Annotated in this window: 20 protein-coding genes; 11 read left to right on the top strand and 9 right to left on the bottom strand. The window is 44.4% G+C overall.

The window, feature by feature from the left end; all coding sequences use genetic code 11:
• Positions 1 to 441 precede the first annotated feature (441 nt).
• Positions 442 to 2,349: a B12-binding domain-containing radical SAM protein gene (locus tag MKZ16_RS06360; protein WP_076104802.1), complete on the bottom strand. Its 1,908-nt coding sequence runs from the start codon at positions 2,347 to 2,349 to the stop codon at positions 442 to 444.
• A gap of 15 nt (positions 2,350 to 2,364) precedes the next feature.
• Positions 2,365 to 4,200, bottom strand: coding sequence for a DNA helicase RecQ (gene recQ, locus MKZ16_RS06355; RefSeq protein WP_036681455.1), 1,836 nt, complete (start codon positions 4,198 to 4,200; stop codon positions 2,365 to 2,367).
• A gap of 169 nt (positions 4,201 to 4,369) precedes the next feature.
• On the opposite strand from recQ, the gene MKZ16_RS06350 reads away from it, so the two are divergent.
• The 9 genes from MKZ16_RS06350 to MKZ16_RS06310 all read left to right on the top strand — a co-directional run bounded on the left by MKZ16_RS06350 (position 4,370) and on the right by MKZ16_RS06310 (position 13,023).
• Complete coding sequence (locus MKZ16_RS06350; RefSeq protein ID WP_076099009.1) at positions 4,370 to 6,028, top strand: spore germination protein; 1,659 nt, start codon at positions 4,370 to 4,372, stop codon at positions 6,026 to 6,028.
• Positions 5,976 to 7,079 carry an endospore germination permease gene (locus MKZ16_RS06345; RefSeq protein WP_036681452.1) on the top strand — a complete coding sequence of 368 codons (1,104 nt, stop codon included), beginning with the start codon at positions 5,976 to 5,978 and terminating at the stop codon, positions 7,077 to 7,079. The genes MKZ16_RS06350 and MKZ16_RS06345 overlap by 53 nt, the downstream gene beginning before the upstream one ends.
• Positions 7,072 to 8,295 (top strand): Ger(x)C family spore germination protein, encoded by a 1,224-nt coding sequence (locus MKZ16_RS06340; protein WP_038569201.1) that lies wholly within the window; start codon positions 7,072 to 7,074, stop codon positions 8,293 to 8,295. The genes MKZ16_RS06345 and MKZ16_RS06340 overlap by 8 nt, the downstream gene beginning before the upstream one ends.
• 18 nt (positions 8,296 to 8,313) lie before the next feature.
• Positions 8,314 to 8,502, top strand: coding sequence for a CLC_0170 family protein (locus tag MKZ16_RS06335; RefSeq protein WP_038569199.1), 189 nt, complete (start codon positions 8,314 to 8,316; stop codon positions 8,500 to 8,502).
• Between the two features lie 95 nt (positions 8,503 to 8,597).
• Positions 8,598 to 9,578 (top strand): RluA family pseudouridine synthase, encoded by a 981-nt coding sequence (locus tag MKZ16_RS06330; RefSeq protein ID WP_076099010.1) that lies wholly within the window; start codon positions 8,598 to 8,600, stop codon positions 9,576 to 9,578.
• Positions 9,579 to 9,731: 153 nt separating this feature from the next.
• The gene (locus MKZ16_RS06325) at positions 9,732 to 10,253 is read left to right on the top strand and encodes a hypothetical protein (protein WP_036681441.1); all 522 of its coding nucleotides are present in this window, start codon (positions 9,732 to 9,734) and stop codon (positions 10,251 to 10,253) included.
• Positions 10,254 to 10,300: 47 nt separating this feature from the next.
• Complete coding sequence (locus tag MKZ16_RS06320; protein WP_076099011.1) at positions 10,301 to 10,696, top strand: hypothetical protein; 396 nt, start codon at positions 10,301 to 10,303, stop codon at positions 10,694 to 10,696.
• A gap of 19 nt (positions 10,697 to 10,715) precedes the next feature.
• Entirely contained in the window at positions 10,716 to 11,285 is a 570-nt protein-coding gene (locus MKZ16_RS06315; RefSeq protein WP_036681438.1) for a TetR/AcrR family transcriptional regulator, read from the top strand.
• A 157-nt stretch (positions 11,286 to 11,442) separates the two neighbouring features.
• A complete protein-coding gene (locus tag MKZ16_RS06310) occupies positions 11,443 to 13,023 on the top strand; it encodes an oleate hydratase (RefSeq protein WP_076104803.1) in 1,581 nt (526 codons plus the stop codon).
• A gap of 139 nt (positions 13,024 to 13,162) precedes the next feature.
• Here MKZ16_RS06310 and MKZ16_RS06305 read toward each other — a convergent pair whose 3' ends face one another.
• On the bottom strand, positions 13,163 to 13,885 hold the full coding sequence (locus tag MKZ16_RS06305) for a DsbA family oxidoreductase (protein ID WP_036681863.1): 723 nt from the start codon (positions 13,883 to 13,885) through the stop codon (positions 13,163 to 13,165).
• 235 nt (positions 13,886 to 14,120) lie between these two features.
• Here MKZ16_RS06305 and MKZ16_RS06300 point away from each other — a divergent pair, with 235 nt between their 5' ends.
• Together MKZ16_RS06300 and MKZ16_RS06295 are read left to right on the top strand one after the other, a co-directional pair.
• On the top strand, positions 14,121 to 15,053 hold the full coding sequence (locus tag MKZ16_RS06300; protein ID WP_076104804.1) for a glycosyltransferase family 2 protein: 933 nt from the start codon (positions 14,121 to 14,123) through the stop codon (positions 15,051 to 15,053).
• 173 nt (positions 15,054 to 15,226) lie between these two features.
• Complete coding sequence (locus MKZ16_RS06295) at positions 15,227 to 16,333, top strand: FAD:protein FMN transferase (protein ID WP_076104805.1); 1,107 nt, start codon at positions 15,227 to 15,229, stop codon at positions 16,331 to 16,333.
• A 321-nt stretch (positions 16,334 to 16,654) separates the two neighbouring features.
• Here MKZ16_RS06295 and MKZ16_RS06290 read toward each other — a convergent pair whose 3' ends face one another.
• The 6 genes from MKZ16_RS06290 to MKZ16_RS06265 form a co-directional block, all read right to left on the bottom strand.
• Positions 16,655 to 17,377: an HAD family hydrolase gene (locus tag MKZ16_RS06290; protein ID WP_076104806.1), complete on the bottom strand. Its 723-nt coding sequence runs from the start codon at positions 17,375 to 17,377 to the stop codon at positions 16,655 to 16,657.
• 34 nt (positions 17,378 to 17,411) lie between these two features.
• Complete coding sequence (locus MKZ16_RS06285) at positions 17,412 to 17,873, bottom strand: GNAT family N-acetyltransferase (protein ID WP_076104807.1); 462 nt, start codon at positions 17,871 to 17,873, stop codon at positions 17,412 to 17,414.
• Positions 17,874 to 17,975: 102 nt separating this feature from the next.
• Positions 17,976 to 18,482: a metallophosphoesterase gene (locus tag MKZ16_RS06280; RefSeq protein ID WP_036681852.1), complete on the bottom strand. Its 507-nt coding sequence runs from the start codon at positions 18,480 to 18,482 to the stop codon at positions 17,976 to 17,978.
• Positions 18,483 to 18,684: 202 nt separating this feature from the next.
• Positions 18,685 to 19,878: an anti-sigma factor gene (locus tag MKZ16_RS06275; protein WP_076104808.1), complete on the bottom strand. Its 1,194-nt coding sequence runs from the start codon at positions 19,876 to 19,878 to the stop codon at positions 18,685 to 18,687.
• Complete coding sequence (locus MKZ16_RS06270) at positions 19,871 to 20,374, bottom strand: sigma-70 family RNA polymerase sigma factor (protein WP_038569189.1); 504 nt, start codon at positions 20,372 to 20,374, stop codon at positions 19,871 to 19,873. The genes MKZ16_RS06275 and MKZ16_RS06270 overlap by 8 nt, the downstream gene beginning before the upstream one ends.
• Positions 20,375 to 20,540: 166 nt before the next feature.
• A complete protein-coding gene (locus MKZ16_RS06265; protein ID WP_303396593.1) occupies positions 20,541 to 21,545 on the bottom strand; it encodes a siderophore ABC transporter substrate-binding protein in 1,005 nt (334 codons plus the stop codon).
• Between the last annotated feature and the right edge of the window lie 119 nt (positions 21,546 to 21,664).

The following is a 21,664-nucleotide window of genomic DNA, read 5'->3' as shown; positions in this document are numbered from 1 at the left end:
ACTTTCTCCCGCTACTTTCAGACTCAGCTAACGCTAACTACACATCACTTTCTCCCGCCACTTCCGGACTCAGTTGACACTAACTACACATCATTACTCTCCCCGCTACTTCCGGACCCAGATGACGCTATTTGCTAATTTATAGCCTTTCGAGTTGGGTTTCGGACTCCAGTGCAGCTATTCAAGCGAAACAGGTCCATATTGGGTGTTTTTCATGCCAATAGCGACTATGCGGTCCGTTAGCATCCAAAAAACAGGATAATTCCACGTATAAGGTCCCCTGGGTCCGCCTGCGACGGGTTACTCACCGCTTTCGGACCCAGATGACGCTAACTACACATCATCACTTCCCACGCCGCTTCCGGACTCAGATGCGCTAGCGCACAAGGCAAAAGAAATAGACCGTCCCATTAAGGAACGGTCTATCCTTCCACCCGCCTATCACAAAGGCAGTGTGTAGTACTGAGCGCGTTGGCTCTCGTTCTGCTGATACATTACGATTAGTAGCGTGCGTCCTTCCCTAATGGAAGCGGGATCCGCTACTGCTACAGCCGAGCTTGCTGCTTTCGCAGTCTCTTCTAAACTACTATCTGCTGCTCCCTGTAATGGCGAGTCTACCGAAGGCAAAGCCTCCAGATTAGCCATATCAGCTTCACCATCCTCAAGGCCCTCATCAGCACGCATGCCGCTGATGGAATCCAGCACCGCTTCCAGCGAGAATGGCAACACTTCCAGCACAGTATACTTTTGCAGTTCTCTTTCGTTAAGTCCTGCTTCTGCTAACTGGGCAGAAATTTGACCCGGATTAGCCGCGATATCTTTCAAATAACTCGACCAATCCGACTTATCCAGCACGAAATCCCACCAGATTTTGCGCGGCTTGTACTTGTGTCCAAGAAAATAATCCAGCTTCATCAAGCCAGTTATAACATCCATAGACGGCGTCCCGCGATCTATCAGGAAGGACTGCAAGCGGGTGAAGAGATCTTCCAGCTGATGGCCGATCTTTTGCCAGCCTCGCTCCTCCCAGTAGTCACCGAACTCCTGAAAGAAATCGAATGGCGAATCAAATACATGACGGATCAAGTACTTAGCCGTATGGTCCATCCGGTGGCTGTTCCAGTATTTCTCCAGCACATCCTCAAGCCGCTTCAAACGAATAATGTCTGAGAAAGGCATCATATGACTGCTAAGGATTTCATAAGGTGCGTGTTCCATATACGTGTACTCATATTTAGACGCCTGCGCCCGCAGCCCCGTTCCCCGCAGCATTTTGAGGAATCCAAGCTGTAGCTCTTCCGGCTCCATAACGAATACATCATTAAACGTTTTACGGAAGGTGCTGTAATCCTCCATAGGTAGTCCGGCAATCAAATCCAGATGCTGATCGATATTGCCGCTTGCCTTAATCTTCATTACGGTACGGGACAGCTTTTTGAAATTCTGGCGGCGTTTAACAAGCTCATTTGTCTCATCGTTGGTAGATTGCACCCCAATTTCAAATCTAAAAATACCCGGAGGTGCATTCTTAGATAGGAAATCCAGAACTTCCGGCCGCATGATATCTGCGGTAATTTCGAACTGAAACACGCAGCCTTGATGATTATCGATCAGGAATTGAAACATTTCCATCGCATAGTTGCGGTTGATATTGAAGGTACGGTCCAGAAATTTAATGATTTTGGCGCCATTCTGTATTAAATAAAGCAGATCAGATTTCACTCGTTCAATATCATAATAACGTACACCTACTTCAATACTGGATAAACAGAACTGGCAGTTAAATGGACACCCGCGGCTCGTCTCAAAATAAACAATACGTTTACTCAAATCTGGAATATCCTCAGGAAAACGATGCGGCGTAGGCAGCGTATTCAGATCGCTTTTGGGACGTGGAGGATTGACGATGATCTCTTCTCCCTTGCGATAAGCGGCTCCATACACAAAGTGAAACTTACGATCATCCCTTAGCTCCTGCAGCAAATGGTGGAACGTCTCTTCCCCATCTCCATTGACTATAAAATCAATGCCAGCTTCTCTTTTCATCCAATGAAGCGGCTCATACGAAACTTCCGGTCCTCCGAGAACAATCGTAACTTCAGGCATCACTTGCTTAAGAATACCAATCAGCTTCAGCGTCTCTTCGATGTTCCAGATATAACAGGAGAAGCCAATCACATCTGGCCGTTTCTGAAACAAGTCGGACACGATATTCATCACGGGATCTTTGATGGTGTACTCTGCCAAATGAATATCCTTAAATTCATGCTCACTGTACGCTTTTAGCAAGCGGATTGCGAGTGAGGTATGAATATATTTGGCGTTTAACGTGGTCAGGACGATTTTCATGTTACACGACCTTTTCTACATTTCATTTTGAAAAAACTCTAAGAATGCCTTACCGTACTTCCGGTATTTCACTTCCCCAACACCCTTTACCCTCAGCATTTCCGCTTCGGTCTGCGGGCAAACCACACTCATCTCACGCAGCGTGGCATCATTAAAAATAATGTACGATGGCACATGCTCGCGTCCTGCCAATTCACGCCGGATAAGACGCAGCTGCTCAAAGACAGTCTCATTGACGGCTGATGGCGACAGGTCATGCCCCCGACTACGAACTCTCGTACCGGATGTTGTGCCTGCCCGCGAAGGCCGCGCCACACGCTGCATCACCTCACGCTGTCCGCGCAGGACCTCGGCAGCCAGAGGCTGGAGCCGTACTACAGGGTACTGGCCTTCCGACAAGGCAAGATACCCTTCTGAGATAAGCACATTGATACTCTCTGAGATTTCCTTCTCCGTCCGGCTCGACATCGCCCCATGTGTGGGCAGCTTATCGAAGCCGTACTGCATCACCTTTTGATTGCGAGAGCCTTTCAGCACAGATGCTACCAACGCTACACCATAACGCTCCCGCATGCGGTGAATGCAGGAGAAGATCTTTTGCGCATCGACGGTCATATCCACTAGCTCTCGTTCATCCGTACATGAGCTGCAGATACCACATGGCTTGTCCCCATGTTCTTCCCCGAAATAATCCAGCTGGGCACTGCGCAAGCAGCGAGTAGTATAGCAATAATCAATCATTTGCTGAAGCTTGCGATATTCGTTAGCTTTACGGTCAGTATCCTGTGGATTCTGCTCGATCAGGAACTTTTGCGTCATAATATCCTGCGCACTAAACAGCAAAATACATTCACTCGGCTCCCCGTCACGTCCAGCACGACCCGCTTCCTGAACATAAGCTTCCATATTTTTGGGCATATTGTAGTGAATTACGTATCGGACATTGGATTTATCAATCCCCATCCCAAAGGCATTCGTAGCCACCATAACCCGGATATCGTCATAGAGGAACCCTTCCTGGCTATCTGCCCGCTCCTGATCATTCATACCCGCATGATAGCGACCTGCTGCTATGCCAGAGGCCTGCAGCCTCTGATACAGATCATCTACTTCTTTGCGGGTTGCCGCATATACAATCCCCGGCTGGTGGGAATGCGTAGCCGCATAATCCATAACGAACTCCCGCTTGTTCTCTCCCCGCAGCACGGACATTGCCAGATTGTCTCTTCCTAGTCCCGTCATGAAAATACCCGGCTCGCGCAAACGCAGCAGCCGGACCATATCCTCCATAACCTCCGGCGTCGCCGTGGCGGTAAATGCTGCCAGGATCGGACGTTCAGGCAGCTCATCTACAAATGGAGATACCGACAGATAACTTGTCCGAAAATCATGTCCCCACTGGGATACACAGTGCGCTTCATCAACAGCCACGCAGGAAATAGACAGCTCAGCCATTTCCAGACGGAACCAGTCCAGCTCAAGTCTTTCGGGCGCAACATAGAGCAGCTTCAAATCGCCCCGCCGGGCAGCCCGAATCCGCTCATTCACTTCTTTTCCGCTTAACGTGCTATTAATAAAGGCTGCCGGAATACCCGCAGTAGTTAACGCATCCACCTGGTCTTTCATCAACGAGATCAGTGGTGATATCACCAAAGTCAGCCCTGGCAGGAGCAGTGCAGGAACCTGATAACAGATCGATTTCCCGCCACCCGTAGGGAGGATTCCCAGTGTGTCGCGTCCTTCCAGCAAGTTCTGAACAATCTTTTTCTGGCCATCCCGAAAGTCTGGATAACCGTAATATTTTTGCAGCTCAGCCTGCGCCTGTTCAATAGTAGGTGCTTGCATCTTCATATCTCTCATAACTCCTTAGGCGTTTCTATCTTTAGTTTAGCGGTCAATGGTGTAATGAGCAACACTCTAGAAGTCCTTCTTTCGTTTCTCCTTTTGGAAAAATTACATAAAAGGAGCGCTTTTGAGCCAAGCTTTAAAAATCATCATTCTTTAGGAAAGGGGAATAGCCGTGCAAAACTGGAAGCAAAACTATAGTTCTTTTAAGCAAAAAAAAACGCACGAAGATCCCACCATTCCTGATCAGCGTTCGGAAAAGCCACTAGATCCCGACCTAAAAAATAATATTAAAGCCATTAGCCAAATTTTTGGAGAAGATGCAGATCTCGTTGTGCGTAATTTTCGGGTATACGGTTTATATGATGCGGTAATTATCTTTTTTTCATCTTTGGTGGACCAAAATCAAATTCATGAGCATGTGCTTAAACCGTTAATGAGCCCTCCCGCTGATCTCTCGACAATTCCTGAAGAGCGCAAGGATCTGCCTGATTTCATCTGGAATACGACCATACAAATAGCGGCTGGGAACCGAACGAAGGACTTAAATTCTCTGCCACTCGCTCTATTAGAAGGGAGCGTTGTACTCCTTATAGATGGTATGGATCAAGCACTTCACTTCAATTTGCGTAAAATCGAACATCGCAGCATTGAACAGCCACAGACCGAGCAGGTAATTCGTGGCTCACGCGAAGGTTTTATAGAAAACTTGGAGGCAAACCTTTCCTTACTCCGTTATCGGCTGCAAACGCCAGATTTCCGGGTTATTACTGCTCCGCTTGGTGTGCGGACACGCTCACAGGTTGCTGTGTGCTATATAGAAGGGATAGTAGATCCTGAATTGGTTGAAAAAGTGATGAAGAGATTATCCATGATAAACACAGATAGCATCCTTGATGCAGGGTACATCGAGCAATTCATTGAGGATAACCCATTATCTCCTTTTCCTCAGGTTCAACCAACAGAACGTCCGGATAAATCAGCGGCAGCCTTATTGGAAGGAAGAGTCATCATTCTGGTAGATGGCTCCCCATTCTCGCTCATCGTCCCTGCATTGTTCAATCAATTTTTTCAGACCATAGACGACTATTCGGAACGTTTTATTGTAGGCAGCCTAATCCGGGGGATTCGACTAATTGCCCTGTTGTTCTCTCTTTTTTTCCCTGCTCTATATGTATCCGTCATCTCCTTCAACCCGGAGCTTATGCCTACCGAATTTGCCGTAGCGATTTCAGGGGGTAGAGCAGGCGTTCCTTTTCCAGCGGTCTTGGAAGTTCTGATTATGGAGGTCTTCATGGAGGTGCTCCGCGAAGCAACTATTCGTCTACCACAAATGATTGGGGGCGCCCTTTCTATTGTAGGTGTTCTTGTTATTGGTCAGGCTGCTGTTTCAGCAGGCCTAGCAAGTCCGACAACCGTTGTTATTGTCGCTATAACCACTATCGGTTCTTTTGCCACCCCTGCCTATAATGCCGCTATCTCATCCAGAATGCTAAGATTTCCACTGATTATTCTAGCCGGTTGTTTTGGTCTTTACGGAGTCATGTTAGGTACCATCGTTATCGTGAATCACTTATTATTCTTGGAATCCTTTGGCGTTCCTTACATGACACCATATGTGCCCACGAAATGGAGAGATCTGAAGGACAGTCTGATTCGTGTCCCCTTATGGTGGATGAGAAGACGTCCGAGCTTCTTGAACACTCAAGACCTTACTCGTCTCGCTCATGAGTTACCAACGACGTATTCAGATCAGATTTTTAAGGAGAAGGGTGAACTCGATGAACAACAACCGCCCCATAACAACGATCCAAGTCGTCGCAGTAGTCGTTAGTACGATTATTGGAATAGGTATCTTGAGTATTCCCCGTTATATGGCTGAAGCCGGAGACAGCGGGGCGCCGCTGGTTTCGGCTTCAGGCATCCCTGTTGCATTTCTAGGCTGCTGGTTTACAGCCGCTGTATGTCGGAAATTCCCCAATGAAACTCTGTTTGTATTCAGCCGCCGGTTAGTCGGGAGAAGCATCGCGGATATTTTCAATGTACTTATCTCTTTGTTTTTTGCTTTCTCTGCCGGGATTACCATGCGTCAATTCGGAGAGGTATGTGTTGCGGTCGTGTTTAAAAAAACACCTATCGAAGCGGTCATTCTATTAATGCTTATTTTGGCTGCTTTATCTATCCGCAGAAACATTGTGAAATTCACCTATGTACATATTTTTTATTTGCCTTTCATCTTGTTAACCGTTCTCAGCATTATATTAGTAGCCATGAAAAATGTAGATGCTTTAAACTTACTTCCACTCACTGGAAATTACATCACCTTTTCAAGCTTTTCCAAAGGGACTGTCACTTCAGCTGCCCTTTATCAGGGCACATTTGTCATCACACTGCTGGTTCCTTTAATGAAAAAACCTCAGCAAGTGCTTAAAGCAGGAGCTGCTGCCCTTTTTATTATTGGCTTCATCTATGTAATGATTGTTGCGGCCACTTTAGGAATGTTCGGAGCGCAAGAAACCAAATTACTCGCTTATCCAACCTTAGAAACCGCCCGCTCCATTTCTATTGGTGCAGGACTACTAGAACGATTCGATGCGCTGTTTATTACTGTTTGGGTAATATCTATATTTACTACCATTTTTACGAACTACTACTTAGCAGCATATTCACTTCAGCAAGTATTTCGGTACAAAGATCACCGCCTTGTATCAAGCTTCTCACTTCCACTTATCTTCGTCTTTTCACTTTTGCCAAGAAATATTTACCAGGTTTATACCTTTTCTTCCGTCACAGCGATTATCGGGTTAATTTTTTTGACTCTCTACCCTCTTCTTTTATGGTTAATAGCTCTGATTCGGCAAAAAGGAGGGCTATCGAATGAATAAAGTAATTAACAAGCGTATTAGTCTTCTCCTCCTTCTCTCTCTGGTATTTGTATTCCTTACGGGCTGCTGGGACCAGCTCGAAATTGAAGATCGTGCATTAGTGCTGGGATTGTCTATAGATTCAGTGCCGGCAAATAGTAAAACCGAAGATGATCAAACGACACATCTAAAAAGCGCAAATATTAATTTGCCCAAAATCCGTGTGACCGCCCAAATTGCAGTTCCAGGGAGAGTTCCGTTAGGTCCTAGCAGCGGGGGAGAAGGTAGCGGGGGGAATCAAAATCCGGTTTGGGTTGTACAAGTTTACGGTTACTCACTAGATGATGCCTTAAACAATTTGCAACAACAGATCTCTGACCCACGTTACCTCATCCATCTTCGGGTGATTATCATCAGCGAGGATTTTGCACGCAAAAACCTGTCGGATTTAAATGATTATTTACGCCGCAACCCTGAAGTCCGTCGCCGTACCTGGTTATTAGTGTCCGAAGGCGAGGCTTCTAAATTTATGAATATTAATCCACCACTTCAGCGAGTTCCAACCCTCTATATCCTATCCACCATGGAAAAAGCCGTGAGATCCGGAAAGTTCCCAGCTAACTATATAGGCGTATTCTGGTCAGCTGAATCTAAATGGGGAGAGAGCGGTTATCTGCCTTATGTGTCTTTACATCAAAAAGACAATATGTTGATAAAAGGTCTTGCTTACTTTAGCGGAGGCGTTATGGTCGGTTCGACTACTCCCATTGAGATTGGCGCATATATGTCCATGAAAGGTCTTGATCCTGGGGGCTATTCCGTCATGTTCAATTCAGAGGACTTTGGCCCACTGACTCTTAAAGTTAACGACCGATTTACAAGGTCTAAAGTTAAAATCAAAGACGGCAAACCCCATATCACTATAAATATTTATTTAGAAGCAGCGCTAGATGAGCACCTAGGTAATAATATTCGTATTGATTCCAGCCAGGATTTAAAAAAACTTGAGGCCAACTTTCAAAAAGGAGTCCTCACCATCTTCGACCATCTGATTAAACAGACGCAACAGGCTCACTCGGATATCTTTGGCATGGGTGAATATGTTCGTGCATATGCTCCTTCCTACTGGAAAGCTAATGTTCGTGACAAACATGACTGGGAGCAACAGTATTCTGATCTCTCTATAGAACTTAATGTGAAGACGAATATTGAAAGAGTCGGTCTTAAAGAAGACTAGATATGGGGATGTGTTCAAATGATCTATCATCAACTAACTTATTTAACTCTCGTGCTCCTGCTCTCCGGACTATTCCTGCTTACTGTGGATACCAAGATCTATGCTGTAAGCGCCATGCCCCGGGAAAAGAAATATGCCCGCAGGTTAGGCTGGGTATATCTCGGTTTATTCCTGCTTCTTGGATTAGCACAGCTGTTCTATCTTTGAGCAGCAGCAAACCAGTACGCCTGCCTCTCCATAGTATTTCTTAACAGCCCATGGTATATTGAGGAGTACAATATTAAAGGACGGAGAATGCATCCATGAACTCAAGAAGAAATCCTAAAGAAACAGCCAAAAGAGGTACTCGTTCTCACAGCAAGCCTACTGGCAAGCTTAATCATAAAACTAAAGCACCCGCAGCACCCAAAACATTTACTGTAAACGAACCTTCTGAACTATTGCCCTTCTTACTCACCCACGTCACGGGTCGCGGACGAAATGCGATTAAATCCATCCTATCGCGTGGACAAGTGTCGGTGAATAATAAGGTAGTTACACAGCATAATTTCCAACTGCATCCGGGTCAAAACGTTACTATTGATCAAGAGAAGCCTGTACAAACAGCAGAGATGATCGGACTTAAAATCGTTCATGAGGATGAAGACCTGATTATTGTTCAAAAGGATGCTGGACTGCTATCTATCGCCACTGCGGAAGAAAATGAATTGACGGCTTACCGCCAGCTCATGGAGCATGTCCGTGTTAGCAATCCACAAAATCGGATTTTTGTCGTACATCGTTTGGACAGAGATACATCAGGTGTAATGATGTTTGCCAAAAGCGAACGGATTCAGCAAGCGCTACAAACTACTTGGAAAGATACCGTGAAGGAACGTTCTTACGTAGCGCTCGTGGAAGGCGCGGTTAAAAGACCTGAAGGCAAGATAAGCTCGTGGCTCAAAGAAACCTCAACCCTTAAAATGTATTCCAGTCCTCATGAAGGCGATGGACTACATGCAATTACACATTATAAACTCATTCAGGCTAACCGCCATTTTTCCTTGCTAGAGGTTAAGCTCGAAACCGGACGAAAAAATCAGATTCGGGTGCACATGGCAGATATCGGCCACCCTATCGCAGGTGACAAGAAATATGGTGCAGAGACCAAAACGGTAGGAAGACTTGGCCTACATGCTCGAGTGCTCTCTTTTATTCATCCAACCACTGGAGAACTGATGACCTTTGAGAGCCCGATTCCGAAGACGTTCCTGAAATATACTGCGCCTGCGCCTACAAACTAAGAAGTGAACGTATACCCACAACCGAGGAGTATTCCCTCTTATGGGAAGCCGTAACTTCTACACAAGATGCCCGGTCCATTTGGTCCTGGGCGTCTTTTTTTAACTTCCTATCACATCATGTTACAATATAAATAAACAAAGAAGGTGCTCTTATTGTTCCACCCTACAGTTTTCGATAATATTAAGATCGCCTTTGAGAACCAGATTTATGACTACGATAATTTAGACGGAATATTGGTGGTTACGGATCGCTCCGACCTTCTGAATATGGCGCTGATGTCCAGAGAGTTCAGTCTCTCCTTCCAATTAACTGCAGGCAGGAAAGTAACCGCCGAAATCCTGCTCACTTCGTCCACGAAAGATCTCAGCGATGAAATCTTGGAGGTTCCTAATACGGATCCCGGCTGTAATCTTTCACTTCGTTTTTATATGGAAGTCGAAGATATTCCTAGCGAATGTCAGGCGATAGACAGTATTCTAAAAGCGATCTGGGGACCTGATTTCCAGCCTGTGCAATCTTTAAGCTTCATATATGGCCAGGAAAGTGAAACTTACAATAACTGCATCGAGCTGCAATTCAAAAGACAACTCACAGAAGAGCAAATGGAGGACATTCCAAACCTGCTAAGCCACCTGCTGCAAAGTGCGGAAGAACTAGAATCCTTCACGGTATAATCCCTACTTTTTAACGTTCGTACTATGGGAAAAGAGGTGTGCATGAAATGAAATTCCTGCCTGCTGCCAAAAGTAAAAGTTGGTTTCTCTGGATGACCGTTTATGCCATTCTTCTATGGCTTCTCTTCCCTCTACACCGATTCGTGATGCTGGCCCAGGAAATGGATGCCACACTCTTACTGCGCTTTGCTCTTTTTTCCGTTGTAGTGGCTGGGATCGTCAACACATTAGGCTGGCTCGGAGCGCGTCTGCTCTGGGTATTTAGCACGGCGGGAATAATCATAGGTGCGGCATTTATGCTGGGCTACACCTACCAAGAGATGTCCGGTTGGGAGGATCTCGCAGGCTTCCTCGCGTTTTCCTTATTTTCATGCGCCGGATTTGCACTGGGTTTATTAGCCGAAGGTATTCGTCTGCTGTATAAGCGAGCATCGAAGTCTTGAATGGAAGAGGTGAACGCTGTTGTCCAATTCTTTTCTAACCAAAAATGCATTGTCGCATTCTTTAAAAGAGCTAATGGAGCATACACCGCTCAATAAAATTACTGTTAAACAACTAGTGGACCATTGCGGACTAAACAGACAAACGTTTTATTATCATTTCCAGGATATATTTGATTTGCTAGGTTGGATTTATAAGACTGAGGCTGTCGAAAGCCTCGCCCAGTATCGCAGCTACAGCACTTGGACAGACGGGTTTTATAGAATCTTCTGCTACATTGAGCGGAATAAATCCTTTTGCTGTAACACGCTAAATTCATTAGGCAGAAATCATCTGGATGCATATCTGTACGAGGTGACAAACGATCTCATCATGGGGGTTATAAACGAGCTGTCCTCCGGGATGGAGGTTTGCGAAGAAGACAAGCACTTTATAGCCAATTTTTATACGCTAGCCTTCACAGGCCTAATCATTCAGTGGATGAGAGAAGGCATGAAGGAACAGCCGCACCATATGATTGAGAAGCTAAGTGATCTAATTGAAGGAAATTTTCTGAAAGCTTTACACAAATATGAGAACCATCCGTTGTAACCTTTGGTTGCAGCGGTTTTTTTTGTCTAAAAACTAGACAGATCACCCATAATGACAAAAATCCAGACACTCTAAAGAGTTTGATTATACCTTCAAAATAGGAGTTGGTTTACATTAAGAGTGTGATTATTTAAACAACTACTTGGAGGCGACCATTGTGAAAAAAGAGTACGGTAATAGACAGGTTTATTTTGTCGGTGGCGGAATTGCATCCTTAGCGGGCGCTGCTTACCTGGTCAGAGACTGTGATTTTCCGGGACAAAACATTCACATTATTGAAGAGATGAAGATTCTTGGTGGTAGCAATGACGGCGCAGGTGACGCTGAACATGGTTACGTTGTCCGCGGCGGCCGTATGCTCAACGATGAAGCTTATGAGAATCTCTGGGAGCTATTAACAACGATTCCTTCTGTCGACCGTCCGGGGTTGTCTGTGCGGGATGAAATTATTGCTTTTGATACCGCAAATCCAACACACTCAAACGCCAGACTTGTAAACAAAGACGGCAAAGTAGAAGATGTATTGTCCATGGGTTTTGATATGGCTGATCGTCTCGCTATGGGCAAGCTGATTATTACACCAGAAGATAAAATGGGTAAAGCGCGTATCAACGACTGGTTCGCCCCTCACTTTTTCACAACAAACTTCTGGTATATGTGGGCTACTACTTTTGCATTCCAACCTTGGCACAGCGCTGTAGAGTTTAAAAGATATATGCTTCGTTTCTTCCATGAATTCCCAAGAATTCAAACACTGGAAGGTGTAACTCGCACTCCTTATAACCAATATGATTCCATCATTCTGCCTTTGCACAAATATCTTGAACCATTCGGTGTCGATTTCACACTGAAATGTACAGTTACTGATCTGCAGTTCAAAAAAGGTGACGGAATTACCGTAACCCAAATGAATGTAGTGCGCGAAGGTGTCAAAGATGTGATTGATGTAAAAGAAGATGATCTCGTGATTATCACAAACGGTTCTATGACCGAAGGCTCCAGCCTTGGTTCTATGACTTCTGCTCCACGCCTTAACGGCAAGGGAAGCTCGTGGAAATTATGGGAAAACATCGCTTCCAAGAAACCAAGTCTTGGCAATCCTTCTTCGTTCGATGATCATGTAGACGGTTCGAAATGGGAGTCCTTTACTGTAACTTTCCATGACTCCAAATTCTTCGATCTGATGGAAAAATTCACACGTAACCGTGCCGGCACAGGCGCTTTGGTCACATTTAAGGATTCGAGCTGGTTTATGTCCGTTGTACTGGCCTTCCAACCGCATTTCCGCAATCAGCCTGAGCATGTTAAAGTGTTCTGGGGTTACGGACTGTATCCAGACAAAGTTGGAGATTTCGTGAAAAAGAGAATGTGTGATTGTACCGGCGAAGAAATTATGCAAGAATTGATCGGTCATCTTCACTTTGAAGAACATAAGGACGAGATCATGGCTACCGCCAATTGTATTCCTTGCATGATGCCTTATATCACTTCTCAGTTCATGCCTAGACTCAATAGTGACCGACCAAAAGTTATCCCTGAGGGTTCCACGAACCTGGCCTTTATTGGACAATTCTGTGAAATTCCAGATGACGTTGTATTCACTGAAGAATACTCCGTAAGAGCAGCGAGAATTGCGGTATATACTCTACTTGGTATCGAACGGCCTATTGAGCCAATCAACCAATATCAATACGATGTACGTACACTATTCTCAAGCTTTGTTACATCTTTCAGATAAAACCACATTACAGCGACAAGCGCTTCCGGATATCGGGAGCGTTTGTTTTTGGGTGTGGGAAGCAACAAAAGAACAGTTTTATCAAAACAAAAAGAGCTGAGGGCTCCCTCAGCTCTTTTGTTTTACTCGAATCCAAACTTTAAATATTGCAAGATCCATCTGCGCAGCCATCATCGGTAGATACTTCAGAATTCCCCTTACCAACCACTTGCAACGTTGGTCCTGCTTGTTCCTCCGCCCACACAGTATCCAGTACCTCTGTAAATACAGGACCTGGTTGTGCACCAGATAAAGCATATTTATTGTTGAATACAAAGAAAGGTACACCGGTAATATTAAGACGGCTTCCTTCTTCAATATCGCCATTAACCTCATTCGCAAAAGCATCCGTTTCCAGCATTGCCGCAGCTTCTGCTTGATCCAGACCTACTTCAGCAGCGAGTGAAGCCAGTACACTGCGATCTCCAAGATTTAATGAATCCGTAAAGTAGGCGCGCAGCAGACGTTCGGACATTTCTGCACCTTTTCCCTTTGTGCTTGCAAAATGACTCAGTCGGTGACTGTCGAAAGTGTTGGTATGCTTCACTGTATCAAAATTAAATTCCAAGCCCACATCTTTAGCTTGCTCCGCTAGTTGTGCGTTCATTGCTTTTGCTTTTTCTACGGTCATCCCGTATTTGGCAGCCAGCAGCTCATGAATACTCTTGTCTGTACTTACCTCTGCATGTGGATCCAGTTGAAAGCTACGGAATACTACCTCTACTTGATCACGGTTCGGGAATTGGCTTAGCGCATTCTCCAAACGTCTTTTGCCAATATAACAAAAAGGACATGCATAATCGGACCAGATATCTATTCTCACGAAAAAACCTCCTAATATTATTGATAATTTGTAGCTGTTATATAAGAGTAATAACTAAATATATGTCGCTTACTATTATATAGTTAAAAACTCAAAATTACAAACTTAACTTTTATTAAAATAACATTTATAGATGTGAATGCTAAAGCAAAAAGTAAACGAAAGTGGTATATACGCTCCCCTTCAGGGCAGATAAAATGAAGTTACACCAGAAATTCCGAAGGGAGATCCCCATATGCATGATGTATCTATAGTGATACCTACCCGTAACCGTATAAACGACCTTACAGTGTGCATAGAGTCTATAAGCAAGCAGACACAGCTAAACAATGTCTCCATCGAGCTCTGGATTGTAGATGACGGTGAGATTCCTGTAGAAAGATTAACCTATTATCGTAACATAATGAACAAATTGCCACAGGCTGAGTTTCGATATCATCGTAAGACTAATCCGGGACTCTGGCTTTCCCGTTATGAGTCACTTGGACTAGTAAATGCTGAAATTGTGCTTCATTTAGACGATGATGCAGAATTAGATGATTCCTTATATATTCGACGATTGCTTGATACTTATGCAGCGGACGATTCAATTGTCGGTGTAGGCGGTGTGGCAAAAGGAATGCGCAGCAGCAAACCGGGCCGGCTGTTTGGCATGCTGACCGGACAAATGTCCGGATCCCCGGGCAGATTATCCCCAAGCATGTTTGCAGGCTCCCTATTCCTCTGGGGAGAGAAGGAGCAGGTTTTTGAGACGGATTTTTTTCACGGCTGTAATATGTCATTCCGGCGCTCAGCATTACAAGATATGAAACCCTATCCCTGGATGACAAGTTACTCCATTGCCGAGGATATTTACTTGTCTCATTTGGCTAGCCGTTATGGCAAGCTTGTCATTAACCCGGCTATGAAAATCATTCATCATGAGTCGCCGGGATCTCGGGATAAGGCGGGCGTTGTTGCAAGAGCTACTGCCATCAATCATTATTATCTGCTCAACTTACGTAAAGCACCCCCTATGAATTATGCCGCATTGATCTGGACGTTAACCTGTCTTACAGGTAAAGAAACTCTCAAACGAAATTTTAAAGCCGTTAGCGGTTATGCCAAAGGAATCCTTTTCGTAATGAATCCTCGTAAAAACAAATACCGTGAATACATGCTAGATTAGCTTAATAGCTACCTCTATATCCACAGCGTTGCTCCGAATCAAATTGCGGGGCTTTTTTTTCGTGCAGACGGAGTTGTACCTAAATATGCCATGAAATTAATTTCCATCAACTTCTGATCTAGGGTATGATAGTGATAATGTGTTTTAGAAACTAACTTTATGGATGGTGGAATATGTTTAAGAACAAAAAAACGACGTTGATCCTCGTTGTTATCCTCATCGCCGTCATAGCTGTCGGCGCTTGGCTAATTACTGAAAATAAGGATGACAAAGCGACGGAAACACCGGGTGGCGCAACAGCTTCAGGAAAAGGTGAAGCCAAGTCACTCTCACAGACCTTTTATATCTATGACACGGTCGTGAATATCAAAGTGTTCGGAGAAAATGTAGCCCAAAAAAATATGGATGATATCCAGCAAATGCTGGAGCGAATGGATATGGAGCTTAGCCGTACAAAAGAAGGCGGTGAGGTTTACGCAGTCAATCAAGCAGCAGGAAAAGAAGCGGTTGTCGTTTCGGACGAGACCTTAGATGTTGTAAAACAATCCGTGCAATATGCAAAAGAAATGGACGGGCTATTCGATCCCACGATTGGTCCGCTGATCGACCTCTGGAACATCGGTAGTGGCGGAGATAAAGTCCCTGATCCAGCAGCTATCGATGCAGCCAAGAGCCTAACCAATTACAGGGACGTTGAAATTGACGAAGCTGCTAAGACCGTGAAGCTACTGAAGGAAAATATGGTACTGGATCTTGGAGGTATCGGCAAAGGGTATGCTGCTGACCGTATCGCTGATTATTTAAAAGAGCAAGGCCTTAACAGTGCAATGATCAACCTCGGCGGCAGCAGTATTATTGCGTTAGGTACGAAACCAAACGGAACGGATTGGAATATTGGTCTGCAAGACCCTGACCAAAGCCGCGGCACACAACTAGGAACGATTAAAATCGCGGATGAGGTCATCGATGCTTCTGGTGTTTACGAACGTTATTTTATGCAAGACAATGTTCGTTATCACCATATTCTTGATCCACGCACAGGTTACCCTTCTCAGAACGGTCTCAAAAGCTTGACCATTATGAGCCCTAATGCAACAGATGCGGATGCTTTGTCCACTGGGGTGTTCTTGATGGGGATCGAAGAAGGTATGAAATATCTGGAGTCGTTACCTGAAGATGTAGAAGCTTTCTTTATTACCGATGACAACAAAATCTACGCCACACCAGGCATTAAAGAAAGAATGAATCTGACTGATCCTACGTACAGCTTCGCTGATTAAACGAAAAGAGCTTGCCCCCATAAGGCCGTTGTTGGCTTTGGGAGGCAAGCTCTTTTGTTGTGGATAAAGGTTCTTTGGCGTGGCTGAGGGATATTCATCGCCCATTCATCGCCCAGCAGCCTGATAATTAGGGAATTCCTCCCTAAAATCAATAGATTTTTTCAATGTAAACCTTCGATTAGGGAAAACCTCCCTAAAAATCACCCGAATATGGCTATAAACATGTTTATTTCGGTTTTATTAGGGAGGAATTCCCCAATAACCTCAATTTCGCGCTTTAACCGGTTAATTTCAGGGAGTTTTTCCCTAATTAATTCCCGATCAAGATTTTTGCAGCACCAAAGGCAACTCGCTAAATTCCTTATAATTCGTGAAAATATAACTAGGCTTATGATCCGTAGCCGGCTGTCTGCCTCTCGGATTATACCAGCAGACCTTCCAGCCAGCCGCAAGCGCTCCTACTACATCATTAGCCCAGGTATCGCCTATATAAAGTGAATGGTCTGGTGAAGTGCCAGACTGCTGATTTACATGCAAAAAGAGTTGCGGATCTGGTTTGGCCAGACCTACAGCGTCAGAAATAAAAATCATCTCCTCGGGGATCATCTGATCCAGACCTAATCCGCGAATCTTTTTCATTTGATGATCTTTGGGTCCATTCGTAATGATGCCTACTTTATGACCAGCAGCAATGAACCTTTCCAATTGCTCCCGGACTCCATCTATCATTTGAATGGTGTACTGACGGCCAATGTATGCCGCTTGTACCGCCGTGGCTTGGTCACGATCAAGCTGTAAACCATACTCTGCAAAAGCAAGCTCCAATCGGCGTACCCTAGTTTCCTCCAGCGGAATTTCTCCACGTAAATACATAGGCCATAATACATCACTATGATGTCTTACTTTATAAAATAATTCTGCAAAGTCCAGACTGTTCTCATCCGGTCTAAGCACTTGACGCACCGCTTCTTTAAAAGGAACCAAATGATCATATAAAGTATCATCAAGGTCAAAAAAGATTGCCAGCTTATTACTTGTATCCACTTTAACGCCCCTTACTCGTCTTTCTCTCTAGCTTTTAGAAAAAAAGGTTATAGGTATAAAAATCATCATCCCGAATGTAGCCATGCGCTACATATAAACGCTGTGCCCCCACATTCGCCGTCATTGTTGTCATGGACAAGCCCTTCGTATTCGTAGCGAGCGCATGAGCTCTGGCACTTTCCAGCAGCTTGGAGCCGAGCCCATGGCCTCGCAGTTCCGCAGTTACATATAGATCATTCAATATCCAGAGACGCTCCATAGAAACCGATGAAAAAGAGGGATAGAGCTGAGTGAAGCCCCACGCTCGTTTCTCCTCGCCTTCTCCCTCCACCGCAATAAAGATTACCGATTCGTTCAGCTTCAATCGATCTGATAAAAAAGTACGTGCACCATCCAGATCAGAGACTGACCCATAAAATACCCGATACTCATCAAACAATGGGATAAGCCGTTCCAAATCATCATAGATCACACGTTCAATACGATAGTTGTTCATCCTCAGCGCTCACTTTCCGGCTTGGGCCGTTTTAACGTTATTGTATATTTCAGCCGTACCGTGCACCATGGAGCGAACGCCAGATCATTTGGACAATTATTCTTATTCTTTGGAATCGTAGAACACATGCCGGGCACTGACTTTACCCTCTTCGATATCCAAAATTCCGAAGGAATACAGTTTCTCACGTCGTTTATCTGTTGGCGATCCTGGATTAAAGAGCAGAATCCCATTCTCTTCCCGCAATAAAGGCTGATGCGAATGACCAAAAAGAATACAATCCACCTTATCGTTCGCAAAAGCAAGCAGCGCATTCCCGTCCGTTCCTTTGCGGGAGTGTGGCGTATGCCCATGGACCATTCCGATCCGGACTCCCTCAAGCGTTAGCAGCTTGCGCTCCCCGAAACGCTCAATGATCTCTATTCCATCGTTATTTCCAGCAATCCCTTCCACTGGAGCTAATTCAGCCAACAAATCGTAGATTCCCATACTCACCCAATCTCCAAGATGCAGAATCAAGTCTACATTCCGGAATTCAGCAACAAGCGCTTTGGGCAGAGACTTAGCCATTCTTGTCATATGTGTATCTGATACCACGCCTACTTTCATATAACTCAGCTCCTAATCTATCATACTCATCTCATATTCAAATAATTGTACGATTTGCTTAAACGAGAAGCAAGTTCTGTGACTTCTCCCACACAGAAAAGCCGGGTACACCCCACTAACACAGGGCATATCCGACTGCCATTAAGTAATTACGAAGAAATCATTTACGCTTACTACCTTCTACAGTATTTAGCATCCCAACTCAGTTCTCTCTATCCTGCCAATTCCATAATCTTACTTCTTCAACATGAATATTACTGACCCATTTTTCTTCCTTTAACTTGAGCAACTCTTTAACCGGACCGGTTACGACAGCTCCATACAGCCTAACTCCGTTCTTCTCCAGATAGCTAATGGAGTCATCCAGATCAATAAACGGAATTACCTTGTTGGCGATCGATTTATGCTCCTGCATTAAGTGCAGTGTCTTAAGGAAGTTCGCATTACGCAGTTCACCATCCCCATATGAGTCAACAGATGGAGAAACACTCGTGCGGCTAGTCACCCCTCCAAACCAACCCCACTTTTTCTTTGATTCTTGTGTCACCTTCATATCATCAGCATGCCAGATAGGCATACTTGGAAATCCTAAGGGATCATTTATTACTGGCTCTTGTGTCCTTGGACCTGTATCTGCTGCGAACCATAAAAGTTCAAGATTTTTATGCTGAAACTTCTTCAATAGCTCATCTGTCGTAAAAAATTGTTCAAAAGACAAATAGGTTTCTCCTACCGTACCTTCAGGGAGCTTCTCTAGTTTTTCCCACTCACTGCTGTCATCCATCCTATTTTCTGCAGACTGGTTCTCAATGGGATAGATAAAGTAATTACCTGTCCCACTGCGTTCATATGTCCATGAATAACTATAGATTCTAGGCCAGCCTAATAGAAACTTCATCGAATAATCTCCAACATTAATCCGCGCATCACCAATTTGTTTTATTATTTCACCCTGCAGATTCATACTAAAAAACGGTCCGGAATCGCTACTCAAATGGACGATCGTATTCGGCTGTGAAACAGCAATTGCGGAAGAAACGACATCACGGTAAGTCTCTCCTCTTTCTCCAGTGCTATAAAATACCGCTGTGATGATACTGCTGACAATCAAAAAAATCAAAAACGCAGAAATCACCGTTAAAGTATTCGATATACGTGCTTTCCACTTGCCACGGCGGATGATCTTTTTTTCTTTGCCGGGTCTGTTTCTTTTACCCTTTCCGAATTTTATGCTCTTCTCCTCATCTGGAGCCGGCTTTTCTTCGCCCATGAGTTCATCCAGATAAGCCTGGTAAGCTTCCATCTTCTCTAACTCACGCTCAACCTCATCCCTATCCTCATCAGCAAGAGTGCCTTCACCATACCTTCTTAACTTCTCCTTAAACTCTTCACTCATGTTCATTTCTCCTCCGCTCTGCCTCACGCAGCTTCTGTCTGGCCCGAAAGATCAATATCTTATATTGGGACAAGCCCACATCCATAATGTCCGATGCTTCCCGATAACTCAGCCCATGAAAATCATGCAGCAGCAGTGCATTTCTCTGATTGTCCGGTAGCTCACTTACCGCTATCCTCATCTCTTCCCAACGTTCCTGATGAAGCAGTGTGCTTTCTGTGGTATCTGGATGAGCAAGCTTTTTGAAATAATCCTCACTCTGAACTGTACTGCGGCCTTCCTTTCGCTTGTAATCTACGAAGGCGTTATAAGCGACACGGAACAGCCATGGTTTAATCTTCTCTTCTTTACAATTCTCCAAATGTAGATAAGCGCGATAAAAGGTTTCTTGCATCAAATCTTCAGCCGCATAATGATCACCACAAAGGGAGCGCAAATAGCGGTAAATATCCATCACATACATCTGATATATTTCATCCAATGAATTTCGCTTCATGCACTCCCCCCTTAACCTAACCACGTATCCCAGCCTGAAAAGTTACAGATAAATTTAGCAACTAGTATGAATATACCAGTAAATCTATGGAAAAAAGCGAAAAAAGCCTGCTGGCAAGGAGTATTACTCCCGCCAACAGGCTTTTTAATTCACCAAGTTACTCTGCTTACAGAACAACTTCAACTTCTTTGAGCATTTCGCTAACGGATATTAAACCGCCACCGGACAAATACCAGTAGTTAGGATCCAAGTAGATGATCTTACCGTTTTTAAAGGCATTTGTATTCTTCACTAGATCGTTTTCAACTGCTTTTTTAGCTGAACCGGATTCACCGCCATCACTCTTCACAACCGCATCTCTGTCTACTACAAACAGATAATCCGGGTTCTTATCCGCTACATATTCGTAAGATACGCTTTGTCCGTGAGTGGATACTTCAATTTTATCATCTGCCTGTGCAAATCCGAACACATCATGGATAATCCCAAAACGGGAACCTGCACCGTAAGCACTGATTTTTCCTTCATTCGCGAGAATAACAAGTGCTTTTTTGCCATCAGCTGTTGCCTTCGTATTCAAAGCTTTGATGGAATCATTGATAGTCGCAAGCTCAGTTTCTACTTCTGCTTCTTTTCCAAAAATTTGACCCAGCATTTTCACGTTATTCGTAAAAGATTCCATATAGTTTGCATTATCTACAGCCACATACAGAGTAGGTGCAATTTTGCTGAATTCTTCATAAGAATCCTGTTGTCTGCCGGAAATGATGATCAGGTCCGGAGAAAGACTGTTTATTTTTTCGAAGTCAGGCTCTTTCAAACCACCAACATTCTCATATTTAGCATCGTTATATTTAGAGAGATAAGCCGGTACATTACTTTGAGGCACTCCAGTCACCTCTACGCCCAGTTTATCCAGCGTATCCAGTGTACCGAAGTCAAAAACAACCACTTTTTGCGGATTGCTTTTGATAGTTGTTTCGCCAAGCGCATGCTTGAAAGTAAGCTCTGTCGGTGCTGTAGTTGCTTCCGTTGTTGGTGCAGTAGTAGCCTCCGAATTGCCTGCCGCTGCTGTGTTGTTATTTGAAGTTGCTGCATTATTGGAGCCGCAAGCCGCCAAGATTACCGCAAGAAATACTGTCATAATCAGTAAAGATAAGTTCTTCTTCAATGTATTCACCCCTAATTTTTATAGTGAAGCTATTTGAATTATTCGCGTATGCGTTAAGAAGCTGGCGCCTTTCACTTCTTACGTTACGTCATAATAATATCCGCATAGTAATAGTTACC

It is taken from the genome of Paenibacillus sp. FSL R5-0928 (assembly GCF_037970385.1).
GTDB classification, from domain to species: Bacteria; Bacillota; Bacilli; order Paenibacillales; family Paenibacillaceae; genus Paenibacillus_AQ; species Paenibacillus_AQ odorifer.
This window is presented reverse-complemented; position numbering and strand designations above follow the sequence as displayed.